Below are 20,167 nucleotides of genomic sequence, written 5' to 3' on the forward strand. Positions count from 1 at the left end.
GGTCGTCAGCCGTCGATGACGGCGACGAGCTCGTCGAGGAATGCCTCGAAGCTCGTGCCTCGGCGGAGGATCCGCTGCACGCTGTCTCGTTCGCTGAACACCTCGACGAGCTGCTCGAACACCGTCTGGAATGCGGCGCGGTCGCTCTCGCTGAAGGCGGCGAGGGCGACCACCTGCACGCGCCCCTCACCCCAGGCCGCCGATCCGTCGGCGACGCCGATCGCGATCGCGGTGCGCGTCGCGGTCATCTGGAGCGCGTGCGGCACCGCGAGGGCATCGGTGAACGCCGTCGATGACATCCGTTCGCGAAGAATCGTGTTGTCGACGTAGTCGTCGCCGATGAGACCGGCATCGACGAGCAATCCGCCCAGCCGCCGGATGATCGCCTCCTCGCCCTCATCGGGCAGCGGGTAGACGAAAGCATCGGCGACGAAGTAGCGCGCGAGCTCGGCGCGGAGCCTGGTCAGGCGGCGTCCGCGCCTGACGCGCGCCGCCGCCTGCTGGATCCGATCGACATCGGCATCCGTGAGGAACGGCTGGATGCGCACGAAGCGATCTCCCGACGCCCCCGGTTCGATCGTGCTGAGCACCAGATCGGTGTCGAACGATGCCCAGTCCGGGTCGACCTTGGTGATGACGCTGGTCACCTCGATCGCTGAGCCCAGGGAGCGGTCGACACTCGAACGCAGCAGCTCGTGGAGCTCGTAATAGCCGGGACACACGATGGTCGCCGTGAGGATCGACTCCGCCTTGCGGCTGCGCTCGAGGCGGCCGCCGACATGCATGGCGATGTACGCGATCTCGTCGTCGTGGATCGGCGTGCCGAGTCGGTCGTGCAGGCCACTGGCTATCGCGACAGCCACCTCGAAGATCATCGGATACGAGGTCTTGAGCGAACGGGTCAGCGGATTGCGCGTCAGCGCGCTCTCCTCTGCTCGCCGCATCAGATTCTGCACGTGCAGGGCGAGGCGCAGCACGAACGTCTCGTCGACCAGATCGACTTGGAAGTCCTCCGCCGCCCTCGCGATCTCGGCTCGGACGGCGGCCTCGACCCGCGGGTCGACGCCGCTGCGGGCGACATCACCCGCAGCGTCCTCTCCCGGTGCCACGATGCGGGTGAGCACAAGGGACGCGAGATGGCCGCTGTCGCCGTCTCCGAGCGTGACAGAGAAGTGCTGCTGAGCGAGGCGGGCGATCACGGCGCCGACCCGCGAGATCTCCTCGCGTGCGCCGGCGGGCCCCGACTCGAGCGCATGCCCTGCGGCGACCCTCTCGGCGGCGATGGCGATGTGCAGCAGGACGTCGGAGATCGCAAGCTCGTTGACGTAGTAGCCCTGCTCGCCGAGTTCGCGCACCAGCTCGGATTTGAAGGGTGCGACGGCATCGGCGGCAATGACCCCTCCGGCGAGCGCTCGCCGGAACGTCTCGGGGTGGAACGACGCGGCGTCCATCTCGTCGTGCGCCAGCCGAGACAGCAGGCGCCGCTGTGCCGCCTCGTTGCCGCGCAGGCGCACGATCTCCCGGTCTCTCTCGAGGGTGAGATCGGTGCCGTCGATCAAAGCGCGCACGCGGGCGAGGTCGGCTTCGAGAGTGGCCTCACTCACATGCAACGCCTCGGCCGTGGTGAAGACGTCGACGCCGTCCGGCACATCCAGCAGCGTGCGCACGAGACCGTGCAGGCGGTCACGCGGAGCGGACTCACCGCTCTGACGGGCGCGCAACGCGTTCCGCGCCCCTGACCCGGCGCGGTACCCGGCCGGGCCCGATTCGACGGCATCCGCCGCTCCGGTCCTCGCATTCAGGGCGGCGACGTACGAGCGGATGCTGCGTGGGGTGACGCCGAGCTGATCCGCGAGGTTCGCTGCCGTCACCCACTTCTCCTGTCGGAGCAGAGACGACAGGAGCTGGTCCTGACGCTGTCGCGACATGATGCTCCCTCCTCCGTGCCGACTGCACTGTCCTGACGTGACTTCCATGATGTCAGGAAGGCGGGGGGCCCGCTCCGAAACCGATGTTCCGCAGGGGCGGAAAGGAACCTGTTGGCGACCGCACCCCGACTGTTCCCAGACTGTTCTCAGGAAAGGTGAGCATCGATGAAGATCCTCGTGGTGTGCGGCGCCGGTGCGTCGAGCACGTTCGTCGCGCAACGACTCCGCCGTGCGGCCTCCGAAGCGGGCCTCGACTGGGACACCGCCGCCGGTATGGAGCAGTCCGTCGCCGGCAGCGACCACGACCTCATCCTCATCGGTCCTCATCTCGCCGATCGCCTCGAGGCGATCCGCCGGGCCGCACCCGCTCGGGTGGCAGTGCTCCCCGACGACGTCTTCGCCGACCGGGACGGCACCCGCACGCTCGCGCTGGCGCGGTCGATCGTCGCCGACGCCAGGAACACCCCGAAAGGAACATCATGACCGTCTCCCGCACCGTCCGCATCGGCTCATCCCATGGACTCCACGCCCGTCCGGCGAAGCTGTTCGCACAGGCGGCCAAGGATTCGGGGATCCCGGTGACCATCGCGAAGGACTCGGGCAAGGCGGTCAATGCGGCCAGCATCCTCGGGGTGATCGCGCTGGCGATCGAGCACGGCGACTACGTCACGCTGACCGCCGAGGGCGACAGCGCCGAGGGCGTGCTCGACACGCTCACCGAGCTGCTCACGACCGACCATGACCAGGACGCCGGCGCGTGAGCGAGCTGCGAGGAGTCGGGATCGGTCTCGGGGTCGCCCAGGGCGTCGTCGTGCGGATGACCGAGGCGCTGCCCGCTCCCGACGACACGCCCAGCACCCAGGGAGCCGACGCGGAACGCAGCAGGGTCCGCGAGGCGGTCGCGGCCGTCGCCCAGGAGCTGACTGCCCGCGGAGAGACGGCAGGCGGCTCGGCGCAGGAGGTTCTGGAGGCCCAGGCGATGATCGCCGAGGACCCGACGCTGCAGGACGAGGTCGACACGCGCATCGACGACGGCGCGACCGCCGAATGGGCCGTGCACGACGCGTTCGCGGGCTTCCGCGCGACGCTCGAAGCCGTCGGGGGCTACCTCGGAGAGCGTGCAGCCGACCTCGATGACATCGCCCAGCGCGTGCTCGCCCGCCTTCGCGGCGTCGATGCGCCAGGGGTCCCCGACCCGGGGCATCCGTTCGTCCTGGTCGCCCGCGACCTCGCCCCGGCGGACACCGCGCTGCTGAACCTCGATCAGGTGCTGGCTCTGGTCACGTTCGACGGCGGACCCACCTCGCACACGGCGATCCTCGCCCGCGAGAAGGGCATCGTCGCGATCGTCGGCGCGGCCTCGGCATCCGCTCTCACCACCGGCCAGTCCGTGATCGTCGACGCGGCCGCCGGAATCGTGACGCTGGACCCGACCTCCGACGAGAAGGAGCGCGCCGCACAGCGCGCAGCCGCCCGACGCTCTGCGGACGACGCTCCCTTGACTCCCGGCGCCCTCGCCGACGGCACGCTGATCCCGCTGCTGGCGAATCTGGGGAAACCTGCAGACGCATCCGATGCCGTCGAACGTGGGGCCGAGGGCGTCGGGCTGTTCCGCACCGAGTTCCTGTTCCTCTCATCGGCTCAGGCGCCGACCGTCGAGCAGCAGCGCGAGTCGTACCGCGAGCTGCTCGCGGCGTTCCCGGGCAAGAAGGTCGTCGTGCGGATGCTGGACGCCGGCGCCGACAAGCCGTTGGCATTCCTGAACGACGCGCACGAGGAGAACCCGGCTCTGGGGCTTCGCGGCCTCCGTGCCCTGCGCGCGAGCGAAGACATCCTGCGCGAGCAGCTGACCGCTCTCGCCGAGGCGGATGCCGCGACCGATGCCGACCTCTGGGTCATGGCGCCCATGGTCGCGACCGTCGAAGAGACGCAGTACTTCACCTCGCTCGCCCGTGAGTACAACCTCAAGACCGCCGGCGTGATGGTCGAGATCCCGTCCAGCGCGCTGCTCGCCGACCGGATCCTCGCGCATGCGGACTTCGCATCGATCGGCACGAACGACCTCACGCAGTACACGATGGCCGCCGACCGCATGCTGGGTTCCGTCGCCGGATTCCAGGACCCGTGGCACCCCGCCGTGCTCAGGCTCGTGCGCGAGGTCGGCACAGCAGGAGCCCGCCTCGGCAAACCCGTCGGGATCTGCGGTGAGGCTGCCGCCGACCCGATGCTGGCCGTCGTGCTCGTGGGGCTCGGCGCCACGAGTCTCTCCATGGCGCCGTCAGCCCTCGCAGACGTGCGGCACACCCTGTCGCAGCACACTCTCGACGAAGCCCGCAACTTCGCCGAACTCGCACTGGCGGCCGACGACGCCGCCGGTGCTCGCCTCGCCGTGGCTGACGCCGCGGCATCCCTCCCCCCTCACCAGAAAGAGACGACATCATGACGACGACGTCACCGGCCGCCACGAAGGCAGGCGGCCTCCGAACGGGCGTGCAGCGCTTCGGCACGTTCCTGTCCGGAATGATCATGCCCAACATTCCCGCGCTGATCGCGTGGGGCATCATCACGGCGTTCTTCATCCCTGTGGGCTGGACGCCGAACGACCAGCTCGCGACATTGGTCGGACCGATCATCCACTACCTGCTGCCGATCATCATCGCCTACACCGGTGGAACGATCGTCTACAAGACCCGAGGCGGCGTCGTCGCAGCGATCGCCGTCATGGGTGCAATCGCGGGATCGGACTACCTGATCGCCCAGGTAAACGCGACCCTCCCGGACGACAACCAGCTCGGCCAGATCCACATGTTCATCGGCGCGATGATCATGGCCCCACTGGCTGCGTACACGATGAAGTGGCTCGACTCGCTGTGGGACGGCAAGATCAAGTCGGGCTTCGAGATGCTCGTGAACATGTTCTCGGCGGGCATCTGGGGCTTCGTCATGGTCGTCATCGGCTTCTACCCCGTCGCATGGCTGGTCAACGGGCTCATGAACGTCCTCTCCACCGCCGTGAACTGGCTGATCGAGACGAATCTGCTTCCGCTGACCAGCATCCTGATCGAGCCGGCCAAGGTGTTCTTCCTGAACAATGCGATCAACCACGGTGTGCTCACGCCCCTGGGTACGCAGCAGGCGGCGGAGGACGGCAAGTCGATCCTGTTCCTCCTCGAGGCCAACCCCGGCCCCGGCGTGGGTCTGCTGCTCGCGTTCACGTTGTTCGGAATCGGCGCTGCGCGCGCCTCCGCTCCAGGTGCCGCGGTCATCCAGTTCTTCGGAGGCATCCACGAGGTCTACTTCCCCTTCGCGCTGATGAAGCCTGTCCTGATCCTCGCGCTCATCGCGGGTGGCATGACCGGCGTCACCACGAACATGCTGTTCGGAACAGGTCTGATCGCTCCGGCCGCACCGGGAAGCATCATCGCGGTGCTCGGGCAGACCTTCCGCACCGACTATCTGGGTGTGATCCTTTCGGTCGTGCTGTCGGCGGCCGTCACCTTCATCATCTCGATGTTGATCCTCCGGGCGAGCCGCAAGAAGGATCTGGCCAAGGAAGACGCATTCGCGGCAGCAGTGGCACAGACCGAGGCCAACAAGGGGAAGTCGTCTGACGCGCTGAGCGGACTCGCCGCGAGCGCGGCAGGTGCGGCAGCCACGGGCGCAGGTGTCACCACCGACCGCCGCATCGAGAACATCGTGTTCGCCTGCGACGCCGGCATGGGCTCGTCGGCCATGGGCGCGAGCGTGCTGCGCAACAAGTTCAAGAAGGCAGGGGTCGAGGGCGTCACCGTCACGAACCAGGCCATCGCGAACCTCGACGGCACCGCCGACCTGGTCATCACGCAGCAGCAGCTGACCGACCGGGCGCAGGCGCAGTCGCCGAACTCGATCCACGTGTCGGTCGACAACTTCATGAACTCTCCGAAGTACGAAGAGGTCGTCGAGATGGTGCGCGAGCAGCGCGACTCCGGCGCGTGACAGACCGGGCGGGGCGGGTGCCACGGCATCCGCCCCGCCCCCACATTCTCAGAAAGAAGGAATCACCATGAGCGTTCTCACCCTCGACCAGGTCCGCATCCACGCAGGCTCCAGCACTCAGCAGGAGGCTCTGCAGGAGGCGACCGACATCCTCGTATCCGTCGGTGCCGTCACTCCCGCCTACGTCGACGCGATGCGTCAACGCGAAGAGACCGTCTCGACCTACATGGGCAACGGTCTGGCGATTCCGCACGGCACGAACGACACCAAGGATGCGATCCTCGCCTCGGCTCTCTCGGTCGTGCGCTACGACGGCGGCGTCGACTGGGCCGGTGAGCCCGCGACCTTCGTGATCGGCATCGCCGGACGCGGCGACGAGCACCTCGAGATCCTCTCGCAGATCGCGATCCTCTTCTCCGACGAGGACGACGTCGCCAAGCTGAATGCCGCGCAGACCCCGGACGAGCTGTACGCACTCCTCTCGGCGGTGAACGACTGATGAAGGCCGTCCATTTCGGCGCAGGCAACATCGGCCGAGGCTTCGTCGGACTGCTGCTGCACGAGGGCGGCTACGAGGTCGTGTTCTCCGACGTCGCCGACGCTCTGGTCGACGCGATCAACGCGGTCGACTCCTACACGGTGCATGAAGCCGGCCCTGGCGGCACCGACCACGTGGTCACGGGCTTCCGCGCCGTGAACAGCAAAACCGACCCGGATGCCGTCGCCGACGAGGTCGCGACCGCCGATGTCGTCACGACGGCCGTCGGGCCGACGGTGCTGCGTTTCGTGGCTCCGACGATCGTGGCAGGGCTCGCCCGCCGCTCGGCCGGCGCCGCACCGCTGCAGGTGATGGCGTGCGAGAACGCGATCGGCGCGACCGACACCCTTCGCGCCGAGATCGAGAAGGCGGCGGGAGTGGATGCCGAAGAGCTGCTCTCCCGCGCGGTGTTCGCGAACACCGCAGTCGACCGCATCGTGCCGGGACAGCCCGCGGACGGAGGAGTGGACGTCACGGTCGAGCCGTACTTCGAGTGGGCGATCGAGTCGGAGGCCTTCGGCGGCGCGTTGCCGAAGATCCCCGGAGCGCATTTCGTCGAGAACCTCGCGCCCTACATCGAGCGCAAGCTCTTCACGGTGAACACCGGGCACGCCGCGACGGCGTACTTCGGCGCTCGTGCCGGCATCGAGCGCATCTCGGACGCGCTGGCGGATCCCGACATCGCCGCTCGCGTGTCGGCTGCGCTCGAAGAGACCTCCGCGGTCCTGGTCGCCGAGCACGGCCTCGACCCCGCCGAGCTCGCCCAGTACCGCGCGACGATCCTCGAGCGGTTCCGCAATCCCGCGCTCGTCGACACCGTGCAGCGCGTCGGACGACAGCCGCTGCGCAAGATCTCGCGGCACGAGCGGTTCATCGGCCCCGCGGCGATGGCCGCCGAGCGAGGACTCTCCACCATCGCACTGGTCGGCGCCGTCACCGCCGCGCTCGAGTTCGAATCGCCCGACGACGAACAGGCGGTCGAGATGCAGGAGGCCCTGCGCACCGAAGACGCTCTCGCCTTCACCTCGCGCACGACGGGACTGGATCCCGAGCATCCGCTGTTCCCTGCGGTTCGCGACGCCGTCGTCTCGCGTCAGACGGCCCTGAACGCCTCCTGAGCGCCGCTGCACGCATCGCCTGCGCCCTCTGCCGATACGATCGGCGGAGGGCGCAGGTGCGCGCACAGCGAGGTGCGGGAGCAGCATGAACAGATACGCCGTCATCGGCGCGGGGCCGTCAGGACTCGCTGCCGCCCGAGCGCTCACGAGACGTGGGATCGGCGTCGACGGATACGAGGCCGCGGCAGGGGTCGGTGGACTCTGGGACATCGACAACCCGCGCAGCACCATGTACGAGTCGGCGCACCTGATCTCCTCACGTACCACCACCGAATTCTCCGAGTTCCCCCTGCGATCGACGGTCGACTACCCGGGCCACCGCGTGCTGCGGCAGTACTTCCGCGACTATGCCGACCACTTCGGGCTCACCGACCGCTTCCGGTTCGAGACGAGGGTCACCCGTCTCGAACCGCAGGGCGGCGGCTGGGACCTCACCAGCGACGGCCCCGAGGGCGAGCACACCAGGTGGTACGCCGGCGTCGTGCTCGCGAACGGCACTCTGGCCGAACCGAACATCCCCGCCTTCCCGGGCACCTTCACCGGTGAGCTGATGCACACCAGCGCCTACCGGTCCCCCGCCCAGCTCGCGGGCAGGCGCGTGCTCCTGATCGGCGCGGGCAACTCGGGCTGCGACATCGCGGTGGATGCCGTGCATCACGCCGCGTCCGTCGACATGAGTGTGCGTCGCGGCTACTACTTCGTCCCGCGGTATCTCTTCGGTCGCCCGAGCGACACCCTCAACCAGGGTCGTCCGCTGCCCGCACGCATCAAGCAGGCCGTCGACAGCCGCGTGCTGCGGGCATTCACCGGCGACCCGGTGCGCTTCGGCTTCCCGAAGCCCGACTATCGCATCTACGAATCGCATCCGATCGTCAACACCATGATCCTCAACCACCTCGGCCAGGGCGACCTGCGCATCCGCCCGGACATCGACCGGTTCGACGGCTCGACCGTGCGGTTCCGCGACGGCACGGCCGACGACTACGACCTCGTGCTCCTCGCGACCGGCTACACGCTCGACTATCCGTTCGTCGACCGCGCGCACCTGCACTGGCGCGGCGCGGCCCCTCGGCTGTTCCTGAACATCTTCCCCGCCTCGTTCAACGGCCTGTACGTCATGGGAATGATCGAGGCATCCGGCATCGGCTGGCAGGGACGATACGAGCAGGCCGACCTGCTGGCGACCTATCTCGACGCCCTCGAGCACGACCCGGACACCGTGACCCGGTTCCGAGACCGGGTGGCCTCTGAGCCGTGGCCCGATCTCACCGGTGGCTATCGCTACCTCGGACTCGACCGCATGGCCTACTACGTCAACAAGGACGCCTACCGCGGTGCCGTCCGCCGCGAGAAGCACGCGCTGGAAGACCAGACGGGGCGGCGGCCCTGATCCTCGCGGCAGAGGCCGTTCACATGCGCAGGCTCTAGCCTTGATCCGTGCAGAAGAAGCGTGGCCGTCGTGTCCTGAAGGTGATCGTCTGGGGACTCGTCGCCGTCCTCGTGCTCGGAATCGGCGGCATCGTCGCCTGGAGCCAGATCGGGGTGATGCCCGCCGAGAAGGCACCGCTGGCGAGCGTCCGGGAGAACCCGGCGATCCACGTCGAAGACGCCGAGCAGGGAATCGTCCTCACCCCCGCCGACGGCGAGTCCGAGACGGGTCTGGTGTTCATCCCCGGGGCGAAGGTGGACCCGTGGGCGTACGCCGCGATCCTGCAGAGCCTCGCCGAGGAGGGCGTGACGGTCGTGATCACCCGCCCGTGGCTGAACCTCGCGTTCTTCGACCTGCGCGGCCTGGATTCCTTCACGTCGGCGGCTCCCGACATCGACGAGTGGGCGGTCGGAGGTCACTCGCTGGGCGGCGTGCGCGCGTGTCAGCTCGCCGCAGACGCCGATGCGCTCGTGCTGTTCGGGTCGTACTGCTCGAACGATGTCTCCGACACCGACCTCGCAGTGCTGAGCATCTCGGGCAGCGAAGACGGGCTCTCGACGCCCGAGAAGATCGACGCGGCCCGCGACCTGCTCCCCGCCGACGCCGAGATGGTCGAGATCGAGGGCGCATCCCACGCGTCATTCGGCGACTACGGCCCTCAGGCCGGCGACGGGACGCCGACCATCGCGGACGACGAGATGCATGCCGAGATCGCCGATCTCCTGAACCCCTTCATGGCTGAGCTCTCCCAGGGCTGATCTGCTCTCCGCCCGCGTCCGAGGCCCCCGGTGTCAGACGATCACGGGATCGAGCAGCGGATGCAGGTGCCTGGTGCCGAGCACCCCCGACGCCGTCCGCGCGCCCGCGCGGAGAGCCGACGGCACGTCGGCGCCGGAGAGCCGGGCGTCGAGCACACCGGCGAGGAAGGCGTCGCCGGCGCCGTTCGTGTCGACGACGTCGACGGGCACGGCCGCGACGCGGTGCTCGACGCCGTCTGCATCGATCGCCACAGCGCCCTCCGCGCCGAGCGTGCACACTGCGAGCGACGCTCCCGCCGAGATGCGCGAACGGAGAAACGCCACCGGATCGGCGAGGCGGTCGGCGTTGCAGAACACGACGTCCGCCGCATCGAGAAACGGTGTGTGGAAGTCGGCCTCGCCGTCGTAGTCGTGCACGTCGACCCAGATCGGGCGCCCGGTGGCTCTGGCCGCGGGAAGCAGCCTCAGGGGCTCCGCCGCGAGGTCGAGCACGATCGCATCGGCCTCTCGCATCGCAGAGACCAGAGCAGCGTCATCGGCACCGCCGGTCACCGAGGGCGACGCGAGATAGAGCGACACGCGCTCGCCGCGACGGGTCATGAGGTTCAGATGGCGCTCCGTGACGTCTCCCTCACCCCACAGGGTGCGCACACCTGCCCGATCGAGAGCACCCCGCACGCGCTGACCCGGCTCGTCCGCCGCACTCACCGCGTACAGCAGCGTGGGGCGTCCGAGCGCGGTGAGGCTGAGCGCCTTGCCTGCGCTCGTGCCGCCTGTCGTCTCCCACGAGTCCTCGGCGAACTGCATGTGGGGCACGGGCTCCGGCAGACGATCGAGCACGACGATCGAGTTCCACGAGACGGGGCCCGCGATGAAGACGGATGCGGTCATGGGTCCATCCTGCCCCGTGCGGCGGCTCGATCAGCCGATCCGCTTGATCAGCGAGTCCAGGCCCATCCCGTAGTCGATGCGCACGACCGGCAGCGCGAGCTTGTCGGTCCCGATCTCGACGTACCCGGGTTCGATGGTGCGGGCCATCTCGAAGCCGGCCTGTGCGACACCCTGCTTCGCGGTGTCGTTGTAGTGCCCGAACGGATACGCGATCACCTCGCGTACCCCGAGCACATCCCCTGAGAGATTCAGGTCGGCCGCGATCTCGTCGGCCGTCCAGTTCGTCATCCGGCCCTTGCCGTTCTCGCCGGCCTGATGCATGTCGTGGGTGTGCGAACGGCGCAGCACGTAGATCGACGGCGGCGGATCCTGCCGGTAGGCCGTGATCATGAACGACGTCGACAGGAGCCTGTTCCGCTCGATCACCGGAACGGCCAGATCGAACCAGGTCTGGTCGGCGTCGTCGTCGGTGATGATCACCGAGCGGGCGGGCAGCGAGAGGCGCCCGTCGATGAACGCGCTGAGCTCGTCCCAGGTCGGAAGATAGAACCCGGTCGTCGCGATGTGAGTCATCTGCGCGTCGAAGTCGCCGATGTACGCGTAGTTGCCGCGCAACCACCCCGTCTCGCCGTCCGGATTCGTCGTGAACTGGTGGTACATCAGGATCGGCACCTGCACATCGGCAGCGGTGTTCGCCTCGGGGGTCGTCCACCCGGCGAACAGTTCGGTCTGCTGATCGACGCAGGCGACAGGGTCGGCGCCGTTCACCCGCGCGGCGACGGTGTATGCGGCGGCATCCGCCTCGGTGGTGTACCACCCCGCGAACACCCGCCCATCCTGCACGGGGATCGGAAGCGCCGCGTAGAGGGCGTCCTGCCTCTGCAGCATGGGCTCGGCCGGGGCCCCCTCGCCGAAGAAGCTCACCGCGCACGCCAGCGGATCGTCGGCATCGGCGAGCAGCTGCTGAGCGGGTGTCAGCGGACGATCGATGGCCGCGGCGCCGGCGCGCGGAACGCTCTCCTCCGGCGCACGCGTCGACCACGCGTATGCCGCGGCAGCCCCTGCGGCGAGCACGACGACGGCGCTGATGATCACTGCGACGCCGACGCGGCGTCGCTTCCCCCCGGAAGCCATGATCTAGATGTCGAATCCGTCGGCGATCATCTCCACGAGCTCTTCGCGCTCCTCGACGGGCAGGAAGGCCGCGGCCGCGGCGTTGAACTGGAAGGTCTCGAGATCGTCGAGGTCGTACTCGAACGTCTCGACGAGATTGGCGAGCTCGCGCGTGAGAGACGTGGCGCTCATCGTGCGGTTGTCGACGTTCACCGTGACGGCGAACCCGAGCTGGTAGAGCAGGTCGAAGGGATGATCGGCGAGGGTGTCGCCCCACGCAGCGATCGCCCCGGTCTGAAGATTGGACGACGGCGAGAGCTCGAGCGGGATCTCGCGGTCGCGCACCCAGCGGGCGAGATCGCCGAACTGCACCTGCACCTCGTCGCCCTCCTGGGTGATCACCTGCAGGTCCTCGGCGATGCGCACGCCGTGGCCGAGGCGCAGAGCTCGCCCGTCGATGAGCGCCGAACGGATCGAGGCCGAACCGGCGGCTTCTCCCGCGTGCACCGTGACGGGGAAGAAGTTCTCGGCCAGGTAGTCGAAGGCGGCTCGATGGTTCGAGGCGGGAAATCCGTCCTCCGGGCCGGCGATGTCGAATCCGACGGCCCCGCGTCCGCGGAACCCGACCGCGAGCTCTGCGATCTCGCGAGAGCGGTCGGTGTGACGCATCGCTGTGATCAGCTGGCCGACGCGGATGCTGTGGCCGTCGCGGTCAGCGGCGTCCTCGCCCTCCTCGATGCCCTGCTGCACGGCCTCGACGGCCTGCTCGAGCGAGAGACCGCGGGTGAGGTGCTGTTCGGGCGCCCAGCGAACCTCGCCGTAGATCACTCCGTCGTGTGCGAGGTCCTGCACGAACTCGCGCGCGACGCGGGTCAGCCCCTCCGTCGTCTGCATGACGGCGGTCGTCAGATCGAACGTCTTGAGGTACTCGACCAGAGAACCTGAGTCGCTCTTCTTCGCGATCCACTTGCCGAGAGCGGCCGGTTTCGACTCCGGCACACCGACGCCGATCGCATCCGCCAGTTCGATGATGGTCGACGGGCGCACTGCGCCGTCGAGGTGGTCGTGCAGCGACACCTTGGGCAGGCTGCGCAGAGACGCTCCCTGGATGGTGACATCGCCGTTCGCGTCGATCGACATGGGGATTCCTCTCGGTCGCGGATTCGCTGTGTTCAGGCTAGCGGTCGGCGGATCAAGCCGAGATGCGCTCGCGCACGATCGGACCCGCAGCCGGAGCCTCGTCACCGATCGCCCATGCGCCCTCGAGCGCCTCGAGCGCGCGGGGGAACCTGGCCTCATCAGCAGCGGAGAGGGTGAACAGCGGCTGGCCGGCCACGACGCGGTCGCCGGGCTTGGCGTGCAGATCGATGCCGGCTTCGAAGATGACCGGGTCCTCGGCCCGCGCGCGTCCTGCACCGAGACGCCACGCCGCGATGCCGAACGGCAGCGCGTCCATCTGAGACACCACGCCGTCGGCGGGAGCGGTGACCACGTGCGTCTCACGTGCCGTCGGCAGCGGTGCGTCGGGGTCGCCGTCCTGCGCGCGGATCATGGCCTTCCAGCCGTCCATCGCACGTCCGTCGTCGAGAGCGGCCTCGACATCGGCATCCGGCTGTCCTGCGAGCGCGAGCATCTCGCGCGCCAGGGCGATCGTCAGTTCGCGGACGTCGGAGGGGCCTCCGCCTGCCAGCACCTCGACGGACTCGCGGACCTCGTTGGCGTTGCCGATCGCTCGCCCGAGGGGCACGTTCATGTCGGTGAGCAGTGCGGTCGTGGCGACACCGGAGTCGGTTCCGAGGGCGACCATCGTGCGCGCGAGTTCGCGTGCCCGATCGATGTCCTGCATGAACGCCCCCGAGCCGAACTTCACGTCCAGCACGAGCGCATCCGTGCCTTCGGCGATCTTCTTCGACATGATGCTCGACGCGATCAGCGGGATCGCCTCGACCGTGCCGGTGACATCGCGCAGTGCGTAGAGCTTCTTGTCTGCAGGCGCGAGACCTGACCCTGCGGCGCAGATCACCGCTCCCACATCGCCCTGCATCTGCGCGAAGATCTCTTCGTTGCTGAGCGCGGCACGCCAGCCGGGAATCGACTCGAGCTTGTCGAGCGTGCCGCCGGTGTGGCCGAGTCCACGGCCGGAGAGCTGCGGCACCGCCACGCCGAACACGGCGACCAGCGGTGCGAGCGGCAGGGTGATCTTGTCGCCCACCCCTCCGGTCGAGTGCTTGTCGACGGTCTTCTTGCCGAGGGTCGCGAAGCTCATCCGCTCCCCCGAGGCGATCATGGCTTCGGTGAGCACCCGGATCTCGTCGCGCTCCATGCCGCGCTGGAAGACCGCCATCGCGAACGAGGCCATCTGCGCGTCCGACACGTAGCCGCGCGTATAGGCGTCGACCATCCAGCGCAGCGCCTTCTCGGGCACGGCACCTCCGTCACGCTTGGCACGGATCACATCGACGGCGTCGAAGGGTTCAACGCTCATCGGGCGTCCTCCAGGTCTCGGGGGCCGAACGCATCCGGCAGTACTTCATCGATGGTCCGGATGCCGGAGACGGTCTCCAGCAGCATCCCGGGCATCGCGTGCTCGTAGAGCAGTTGGCGGCAGCGGCCGCACGGCATGATCGTCTGTCCGTCGTTGTTCACGCATACGAAGGCGACGAGCTGGCCGCCACCGGACATGTGCAGGTCACCCACCAGTGCACATTCAGCGCACAGGGTCACCCCGTACGACGCGTTCTCGACGTTGCAGCCGGCGACGATGCGACCGTCGCCGACGAGGGCGGCGGCTCCCACGCGGTACCGCGAATACGGCGCATAGGCCTTCGTCATGGCGTCTGTCGCGACCTGGCGAAGCTCGTCCCAGTCGATGTCGGTCATGTCTCTCCTAGGACTTTATGTACGGCTTGCCGCTGGCCGCCGGCCCGCGGATCTGACCGGCGAAACCGGCGACCGCGAGAAGCGTCACGACATACGGGAGCATCAGCATGAACTCGCCGGGGATCGGTGTCTTGAGGATCGACAGCAGGTTCTGCAGGTTCGTCGCGAAGCCGAACAGCAGGGCGGCGAGCGTCGCGCGGATCGGATCCCAGCGTCCGAAGATCACGGCGGCGAGGGCGATGAAGCCGAGACCGGCCGTCATGTCCTTGCCGAACTGCGGCACCGAGACGAGCGTGAAGTACGCGCCGCCGATGCCGGCGATCGCGCCCGCGAGCAGCACGTTCCAGAACCGTGTCGAGTTGACCTTGATGCCGACCGTGTCCGCGGCCTGCGGGTGCTCGCCGACGGCGCGGACCCGGAGCCCCCACTTCGTGCGGTACAGGCCCCAGGCGACGATGGCGACGGTGATGAACATGAGATAGACGATGAACGTCTGGTTGAAGAGCACCGGACCGATGATGGGGATGTCGCTGAGCAGCGGGATCTCGATGCGGCTGAAGCGCACCGGGGTGTTGAGCTCGGCCTCGTTCGGTGCGAGCAGCGCACCGTAGAGGAACCCGGTGAGACCGCTGACGAGCACGTTGAGCACGACACCGACGATGACCTGCTCGACGAGGTACTTGATCGCGAACGCGGCCAGCACGGCGGCGACGAGCACGCCGCCGAGCATCGCACCCAGCAGTCCGATGAACGGACTGCCGGTGACGCTCGAGAGCAGCGCGGCCGAGAACGCGCCGAGGAGCAGCTGGCCTTCGATCGCGACGTTGACCACGCCCGCCCGCTCGCCGATGACGCCGCCGAGGGCGCCGAACACGAGGGGAACGGAGAGGGAGACGGCTCCGAAGAGCAGGCTGCTGACGGGAACGAGGCCACCGGCGCCCGCCCACACGAGGAACCCGAAGACGGCGATCACGCTGAAGGCGATCACCAGCCAGATCGAGGGCTTGCGGTACGTCCACGCCCGCAGGAACGCGAGCACCGACAGCAGCGCGAGGATCACGATGACGACCCAGCTGGTCGGCCCGGTCGGCAGCGCCACGTCGGGCAGCGCGAACGGCGACGACGGGTCGTTGAGTCGGAAGCTGCTGGTGCCGCTGCGTGGCACGAGCAGGAAGAGGAGCGCCAGCAGCACGGTGGCTGCGGCGAGGACGATCGGCGCTTTCAGGTGCCGCTCGCGCACGGTGGCGAGCTGCACGGTTCCGTCGGCGGCTTCGCTCTGGACGAGGGAGGTCATGCGGTCACCGCCTTCTTCGTGGCTTTGGCTCTCGCCTTGGCCGCCTTCTCGAGGTCGGACTTCGGCAGGAAGAACACTGCGCGCAGCAGAGGCGGCGCGGCGATGAACAGCACGACGAGCGACTGCACGACGAGCACGATGTCGACCGGGATGTCCTGCGCCTGCATCGAGAACGAGCCCGCCTTCAGGGCACCGAACAGGATACCTGCTGCGAAGGTGCCCCATGCACGGCTGCGGCCGAGCAGGGCAACGGTGATCGCGTCGAAGCCGATCCCGGCGTCGATCGTCTCGGTGATACCGGTCGTGACCGCACCCTGCACCTGGTTCATGCCGGCCAGACCGGCGAGAGCACCGGCCAGGAGCATCGCGTAGACGTAGACGCGCTGCACGCTGATTCCGGCCGCGCGCGCGGCGTGCGGGTTCTCACCCACGGCGCGCATCCGCATTCCGAGCGACGAGCGCTCGATCAGCCACCAGACGAAGAGGGTCGCGATGATCACGATCACGAACCCGAGGTCGAGCAGCGGGAACTGCGGCCCGAGGAGCTCGGGGAACTGCGCGCTCTCAGGGGTGGCGTAGCCGAGGGCCTGGTTCGTGCCGGGCTTCTGCAGCAGACCGGGTGTGCGGATCATCCACAGCAGCAGGTAGTACGCCACGTAGTTGAGCATGATCGTGAGGATGACCTCGTGGGCGCCCGTGCGCGCCTTGAGCAGACCGGCGATCGCGCCCCACAGTGCTCCGCCGGCGATGCCGGCGATCAGGGTGACCGGGATGTGCAGCCAGAACGGCAGGTCGAGCTGGAAGGTGAGGAGACCAGCGGCCGCCACGCCGATGAGCATCTGACCGCGCGCACCGATGTTGAACAGGCCGACGCGGAAGGCGAGGGCGACGCCGAGACCGGCGGCGATCAGGGGCGCCGCGAAGCCCAGCGTGTTGGTCAACGGGCGGATCTGCGCGGCGAAATCCGCACCGCGTGCGTTGAAGATCGCTCCGCGGAAGAGCGCCTCGTAGCCGTTGTAGACCGCGTTCCAGATCGCGGCGAAGGTGTCGCTCGGACGCTGGAAGAAGTAGCCGGATGCCTCCAGCACGTCCTCGTTGGTGAAGGCGATCAGGATGCCGCCGACGACCAGCGCCAGGAAGATCGCGAGGATCGTCGTGACGGCGCTGCCGCGGAGCATCTCCTTCAGGATCACGTTGCCGCGCGGGGGCGGCGGAACCTCGCCCGTATCGCGCGGCGTCGTGGTCGTGTTCACCGAGAGCTGATCGGCGGAACCCCGTCCCACCGAGTCGCTCCCGTGTGGCGTCGTACCGCTCATGCGGCCACCTCTCCCTCGGCGGCGCCCGCCATCATCAGTCCCAGCGTCTCGCGCGGGGTGTCGCCGGGAACGATCCCGACGATCGTGCCTCTGTACATGACGGCGATGCGGTCGGCGAGAGCCGCCACCTCGTCGAGCTCGGTCGAGACGACCACGACGGGGATCCCCGCGTCTCTCGTCTCGATGATCCGCTTGTGGATGAACTCGATGGAGCCGACGTCGACGCCACGGGTCGGCTGCGCGGCGACGAGCAGTTTGAGCTCGCGGCTCATCTCGCGGGCGATCACGACCTTCTGCTGGTTTCCTCCTGAGAGGGTGCCTGCCGCGGTGTGCGGGCCCTGCGTGCGGATGTCGTACTCGCTGATCCGTGCGCGGGCGAAGTCCTCGAGCGCAGATCGCCGGATGGTCCCGCCCCGGCTGAACTCCTCGTCGCCCGTGCGGTCGAGGATCAGGTTCTCCGCGACCGAGAAGCCTGCGACGAGTCCATCCTCGGTGCGGTCCTCGGGCACGAAGCCGACACCCGCGTCGAGGATCGCTCGCACGCTCTTGCCGACCAGTTCGGTGCCTCCGAGGGTGATCGATCCCTCGACCCTGGCCGCGAGGCCGACGATGGCCTCGACCAGCTCGGTCTGCCCGTTGCCCTGCACTCCGGCCACGGCGAGCACTTCGCCAGGGCGCACGGAGAAGTCGATGCCGTCGACGACGATCGCCCCCGCGGAGGTGAGCACGCGCAGTCCCTTGACCTCGAGGCCGCCCTCGCCGAGGCGCGGCGGGTCCTTGTGCACGGTGAGCTCGACCGCACGTCCGACCATCAGAGAGGCCAGCTCGGCGTTGGTCGCCGTGGGCGATGCCTCGCCGACGATGCGGCCGAGGCGGACGATCGTGATCGTGTCCGCGACCTCGCGCACCTCACGCAGCTTGTGGGTGATGAAGACGATCGCCGTGCCTTCGTCCCGCAGCTGACGCATGATGCCCATCAGCTCGTCGGTCTCCTGCGGCGTGAGCACAGCGGTGGGCTCGTCGAAGACCAGGACCTTGGCATCGCGCGAGAGCGCCTTGATGATCTCGACCCGCTGCTGCACGCCGACGGGGAGGTCGCCGACGATGGCATCAGGGTCGATGTCGAATCCGAAGCGGGCGGCGACGGAGCGGACGTGCTCACGCGCCTTCGTGATGTCGAGGGTGCCCAGGCCCTTGGTCTGCTCGTGGCCGAGCATGACGTTCTCCGCCACAGTGAACACGGGGACGAGCATGAAGTGCTGATGCACCATTCCGATGCCGGCGTTCATCGCGTCGCCGGGGCCGCGGAACCGCTGGACGACGTCGTCCAGGAGGATCTCGCCCTCGTCGGCCTGATACAGCCCGTAGAGGACGTTCATCAGAGTGGACTTGCCTGCACCGTTCTCGCCGAGCAGCGCATGGATCTGCCCCGGCTCGACGACCAGGTCGATGTGGTCGTTGGCCACCAGGGTTCCGAACCGCTTGGTGATACCGCGAAGTTCGAGCTTCATATCTGCACCTTATCCAGAAGTGTCATCCAGAAGAGTCCGAAGAATCTCCGGCGCATCGCACGGGGATCGCCCGGATGCGCCGCGAACAGTCGTCATCGTCCGTCCACGGCGCGGGGCGAGTGGCCGCTTGCACCACTCGCCCCGCCATGGATGTGAACTGCTTACGGGGAGTTCTCCGACTCCACCGTGATGTCACCCGAGATGATCTGCTCCTGCAGAGCCGAGATCTCATCGAGCAGCCCGTCGGGCAGGTCGCCCTCGAAGGCACCGAAGCCCGAGAGCTTGACGCCCTCGTTCTCGAGCGTGCCGATGTAGGGAGCCGGGTCGAAGTCGCCCTCGGATGCGGCGACGGTCGCGTCCTCGACGGCGACGTCGATGGCCTTCATGATCGAGAAGAGGGTGACATCGGCCACGCTCTCATCGGCCACCGCGAGGTCGCTGTCGACGCCGACCAGCAGCGTGTCCTTGCCGCTGTCGGCGATGGCCGCCGCAGCGCTCTGGTAGATCGGTCCACCGACCGGGAGGATCACGTCGACGCCCTGGTCGAGCACGCCCTGGGCGGTCTGCTTGGCGGTGTCGTTCGCGTCGAAGCCGCCGGTGAAGGAGCCCTTCTGCGTGGCGGCGTCCCAGCCGAAGACCTCGACGGCGCCCGACTTGTCCTCGTTGTACTTCTCGACTCCGAGCTGGAAGCCGTCCATGAACACGGCGACCGACGGGATCTGCATTCCGCCGAAGGTGCCGACCTTGTTCACGCCCGATGCAGCAGACCAGCCGGCGGCGGCGTAGCCACCGAGGTAGGCGGCCTGAGCCGTGTCGAAGACGAGGGGCTTGATGTTGGGAGCATCGGTGGTGCCGTCGAAGTCGTTGTCGGCATAGTCGTCGATGATCGCGTAGTCGATCTCGGGGTTGGCGAGAGCGGACTCGACGGTCGCGGCGGAGAGCTTGAAGCCGACTGCGACGATGAGCGAGCAGCCCTCCGAGACAGCGGTCTCGAGGTTGGGCGCGTAGTCGTTGTCGTTGGCGGACTCGAACTCGATCGGCTTGACGCCGAGAGTCTCCGCTGCGCGGTCCATGCCCTCCTTGGCGGACTGGTTGAACGACTTGTCGTTCCAGCCGCCCGCGTCCGAGACGAGGCAGGGGATGAAGTCGGAGTCAGCCTCGCCGCCGCCGGTGCCGCCCGATTCGGTGGGAGCCTGGCCGCAGCCGGCAAGTGCGAAGACGACGCCAGCGGCGATGGTCGCGCCGAGCAGCTTCTTGGTGGTGGAGATGGTCAACTCATGCCTCCTGAACGGTGCCGCGGCCCTCGCGGATCGCTCAAAGTTACCCAGTGTTTCGACTTTTGTGCATGCACGAGGGCGAAGCACTGGCGAATGGTTACAAACCTGAAACCAAGACAGCCGATGAGCGACGGTG

At 68.2% G+C, this 20,167-nt stretch carries 18 protein-coding genes; 8 read left to right on the forward strand and 10 right to left on the reverse strand.

Annotated features, from left to right (window positions below):
- Window positions 1-5: 5 nt before the first annotated feature.
- Window positions 6-1,928, reverse strand: a complete 1,923-nt coding sequence (locus ASF87_RS00480; protein ID WP_056373382.1) for a BglG family transcription antiterminator — start codon at window positions 1,926-1,928, stop codon at window positions 6-8.
- A gap of 165 nt (window positions 1,929-2,093) precedes the next feature.
- Between ASF87_RS00480 and ASF87_RS00485 the strand changes: the two genes are divergently transcribed.
- The 8 genes from ASF87_RS00485 to ASF87_RS00520 all read left to right on the forward strand — a co-directional run bounded on the left by ASF87_RS00485 (window position 2,094) and on the right by ASF87_RS00520 (window position 9,749).
- A complete protein-coding gene (locus ASF87_RS00485; protein WP_056373384.1) occupies window positions 2,094-2,411 on the forward strand; it encodes a PTS sugar transporter subunit IIB in 318 nt (105 codons plus the stop codon).
- Window positions 2,408-2,689: an HPr family phosphocarrier protein gene (locus tag ASF87_RS00490; protein WP_042536481.1), complete on the forward strand. Its 282-nt coding sequence runs from the start codon at window positions 2,408-2,410 to the stop codon at window positions 2,687-2,689. The genes ASF87_RS00485 and ASF87_RS00490 overlap by 4 nt, the downstream gene beginning before the upstream one ends.
- A gap of 56 nt (window positions 2,690-2,745) precedes the next feature.
- Window positions 2,746-4,371: a phosphoenolpyruvate--protein phosphotransferase gene (ptsP, locus tag ASF87_RS00495; protein WP_056376264.1), complete on the forward strand. Its 1,626-nt coding sequence runs from the start codon at window positions 2,746-2,748 to the stop codon at window positions 4,369-4,371.
- Entirely contained in the window at window positions 4,368-5,906 is a 1,539-nt protein-coding gene (locus ASF87_RS00500) for a PTS mannitol transporter subunit IICB (protein ID WP_056373386.1), read from the forward strand. Before ptsP ends, ASF87_RS00500 begins: the two co-directional genes overlap by 4 nt.
- A 67-nt stretch (window positions 5,907-5,973) precedes the next feature.
- Window positions 5,974-6,405, forward strand: a complete 432-nt coding sequence (locus ASF87_RS00505; RefSeq protein WP_042536479.1) for a PTS sugar transporter subunit IIA — start codon at window positions 5,974-5,976, stop codon at window positions 6,403-6,405.
- Window positions 6,405-7,562: a mannitol-1-phosphate 5-dehydrogenase gene (locus ASF87_RS00510; RefSeq protein WP_056373388.1), complete on the forward strand. Its 1,158-nt coding sequence runs from the start codon at window positions 6,405-6,407 to the stop codon at window positions 7,560-7,562. Before ASF87_RS00505 ends, ASF87_RS00510 begins: the two co-directional genes overlap by 1 nt.
- Window positions 7,563-7,647: 85 nt before the next feature.
- Window positions 7,648-8,952: a flavin-containing monooxygenase gene (locus ASF87_RS00515; RefSeq protein WP_056373390.1), complete on the forward strand. Its 1,305-nt coding sequence runs from the start codon at window positions 7,648-7,650 to the stop codon at window positions 8,950-8,952.
- Window positions 8,953-8,999: 47 nt separating this feature from the next.
- Window positions 9,000-9,749 carry an alpha/beta hydrolase gene (locus ASF87_RS00520; RefSeq protein ID WP_056373391.1) on the forward strand — a complete coding sequence of 250 codons (750 nt, stop codon included), beginning with the start codon at window positions 9,000-9,002 and terminating at the stop codon, window positions 9,747-9,749.
- A 33-nt stretch (window positions 9,750-9,782) separates the two neighbouring features.
- Here the strand turns inward: ASF87_RS00520 and ASF87_RS00525 are convergent, their stop codons facing one another.
- The 9 genes from ASF87_RS00525 to ASF87_RS00565 form a co-directional block, all read right to left on the reverse strand.
- Complete coding sequence (locus ASF87_RS00525) at window positions 9,783-10,640, reverse strand: carbohydrate kinase family protein (protein ID WP_056373393.1); 858 nt, start codon at window positions 10,638-10,640, stop codon at window positions 9,783-9,785.
- 30 nt (window positions 10,641-10,670) lie between these two features.
- Window positions 10,671-11,774: a polysaccharide deacetylase family protein gene (locus ASF87_RS00530; RefSeq protein WP_056373395.1), complete on the reverse strand. Its 1,104-nt coding sequence runs from the start codon at window positions 11,772-11,774 to the stop codon at window positions 10,671-10,673.
- 3 nt (window positions 11,775-11,777) lie between these two features.
- Window positions 11,778-12,893: an adenosine deaminase gene (locus ASF87_RS00535; RefSeq protein ID WP_056373397.1), complete on the reverse strand. Its 1,116-nt coding sequence runs from the start codon at window positions 12,891-12,893 to the stop codon at window positions 11,778-11,780.
- A 52-nt stretch (window positions 12,894-12,945) separates the two neighbouring features.
- The gene (locus tag ASF87_RS00540) at window positions 12,946-14,238 is read right to left on the reverse strand and encodes a thymidine phosphorylase (RefSeq protein ID WP_056373399.1); all 1,293 of its coding nucleotides are present in this window, start codon (window positions 14,236-14,238) and stop codon (window positions 12,946-12,948) included.
- Window positions 14,235-14,633, reverse strand: coding sequence for a cytidine deaminase (locus ASF87_RS00545; protein ID WP_042536471.1), 399 nt, complete (start codon window positions 14,631-14,633; stop codon window positions 14,235-14,237). Before ASF87_RS00545 ends, ASF87_RS00540 begins: the two co-directional genes overlap by 4 nt.
- A 7-nt stretch (window positions 14,634-14,640) precedes the next feature.
- Window positions 14,641-15,927: an ABC transporter permease gene (locus ASF87_RS00550; RefSeq protein WP_042536470.1), complete on the reverse strand. Its 1,287-nt coding sequence runs from the start codon at window positions 15,925-15,927 to the stop codon at window positions 14,641-14,643.
- Window positions 15,924-17,243 (reverse strand): ABC transporter permease, encoded by a 1,320-nt coding sequence (locus tag ASF87_RS00555; protein WP_042536469.1) that lies wholly within the window; start codon window positions 17,241-17,243, stop codon window positions 15,924-15,926. The genes ASF87_RS00550 and ASF87_RS00555 overlap by 4 nt, the downstream gene beginning before the upstream one ends.
- Entirely contained in the window at window positions 17,240-18,754 is a 1,515-nt protein-coding gene (locus tag ASF87_RS00560) for an ABC transporter ATP-binding protein (RefSeq protein ID WP_042536468.1), read from the reverse strand. Before ASF87_RS00560 ends, ASF87_RS00555 begins: the two co-directional genes overlap by 4 nt.
- Window positions 18,755-18,915: 161 nt before the next feature.
- A complete protein-coding gene (locus ASF87_RS00565) occupies window positions 18,916-20,028 on the reverse strand; it encodes a BMP family lipoprotein (RefSeq protein ID WP_056373402.1) in 1,113 nt (370 codons plus the stop codon).
- Window positions 20,029-20,167 lie beyond the last annotated feature (139 nt).

This window comes from Microbacterium sp. Leaf161 (genome assembly GCF_001423645.1).
Classification (GTDB): domain Bacteria; phylum Actinomycetota; class Actinomycetes; order Actinomycetales; family Microbacteriaceae; genus Microbacterium; species Microbacterium forte.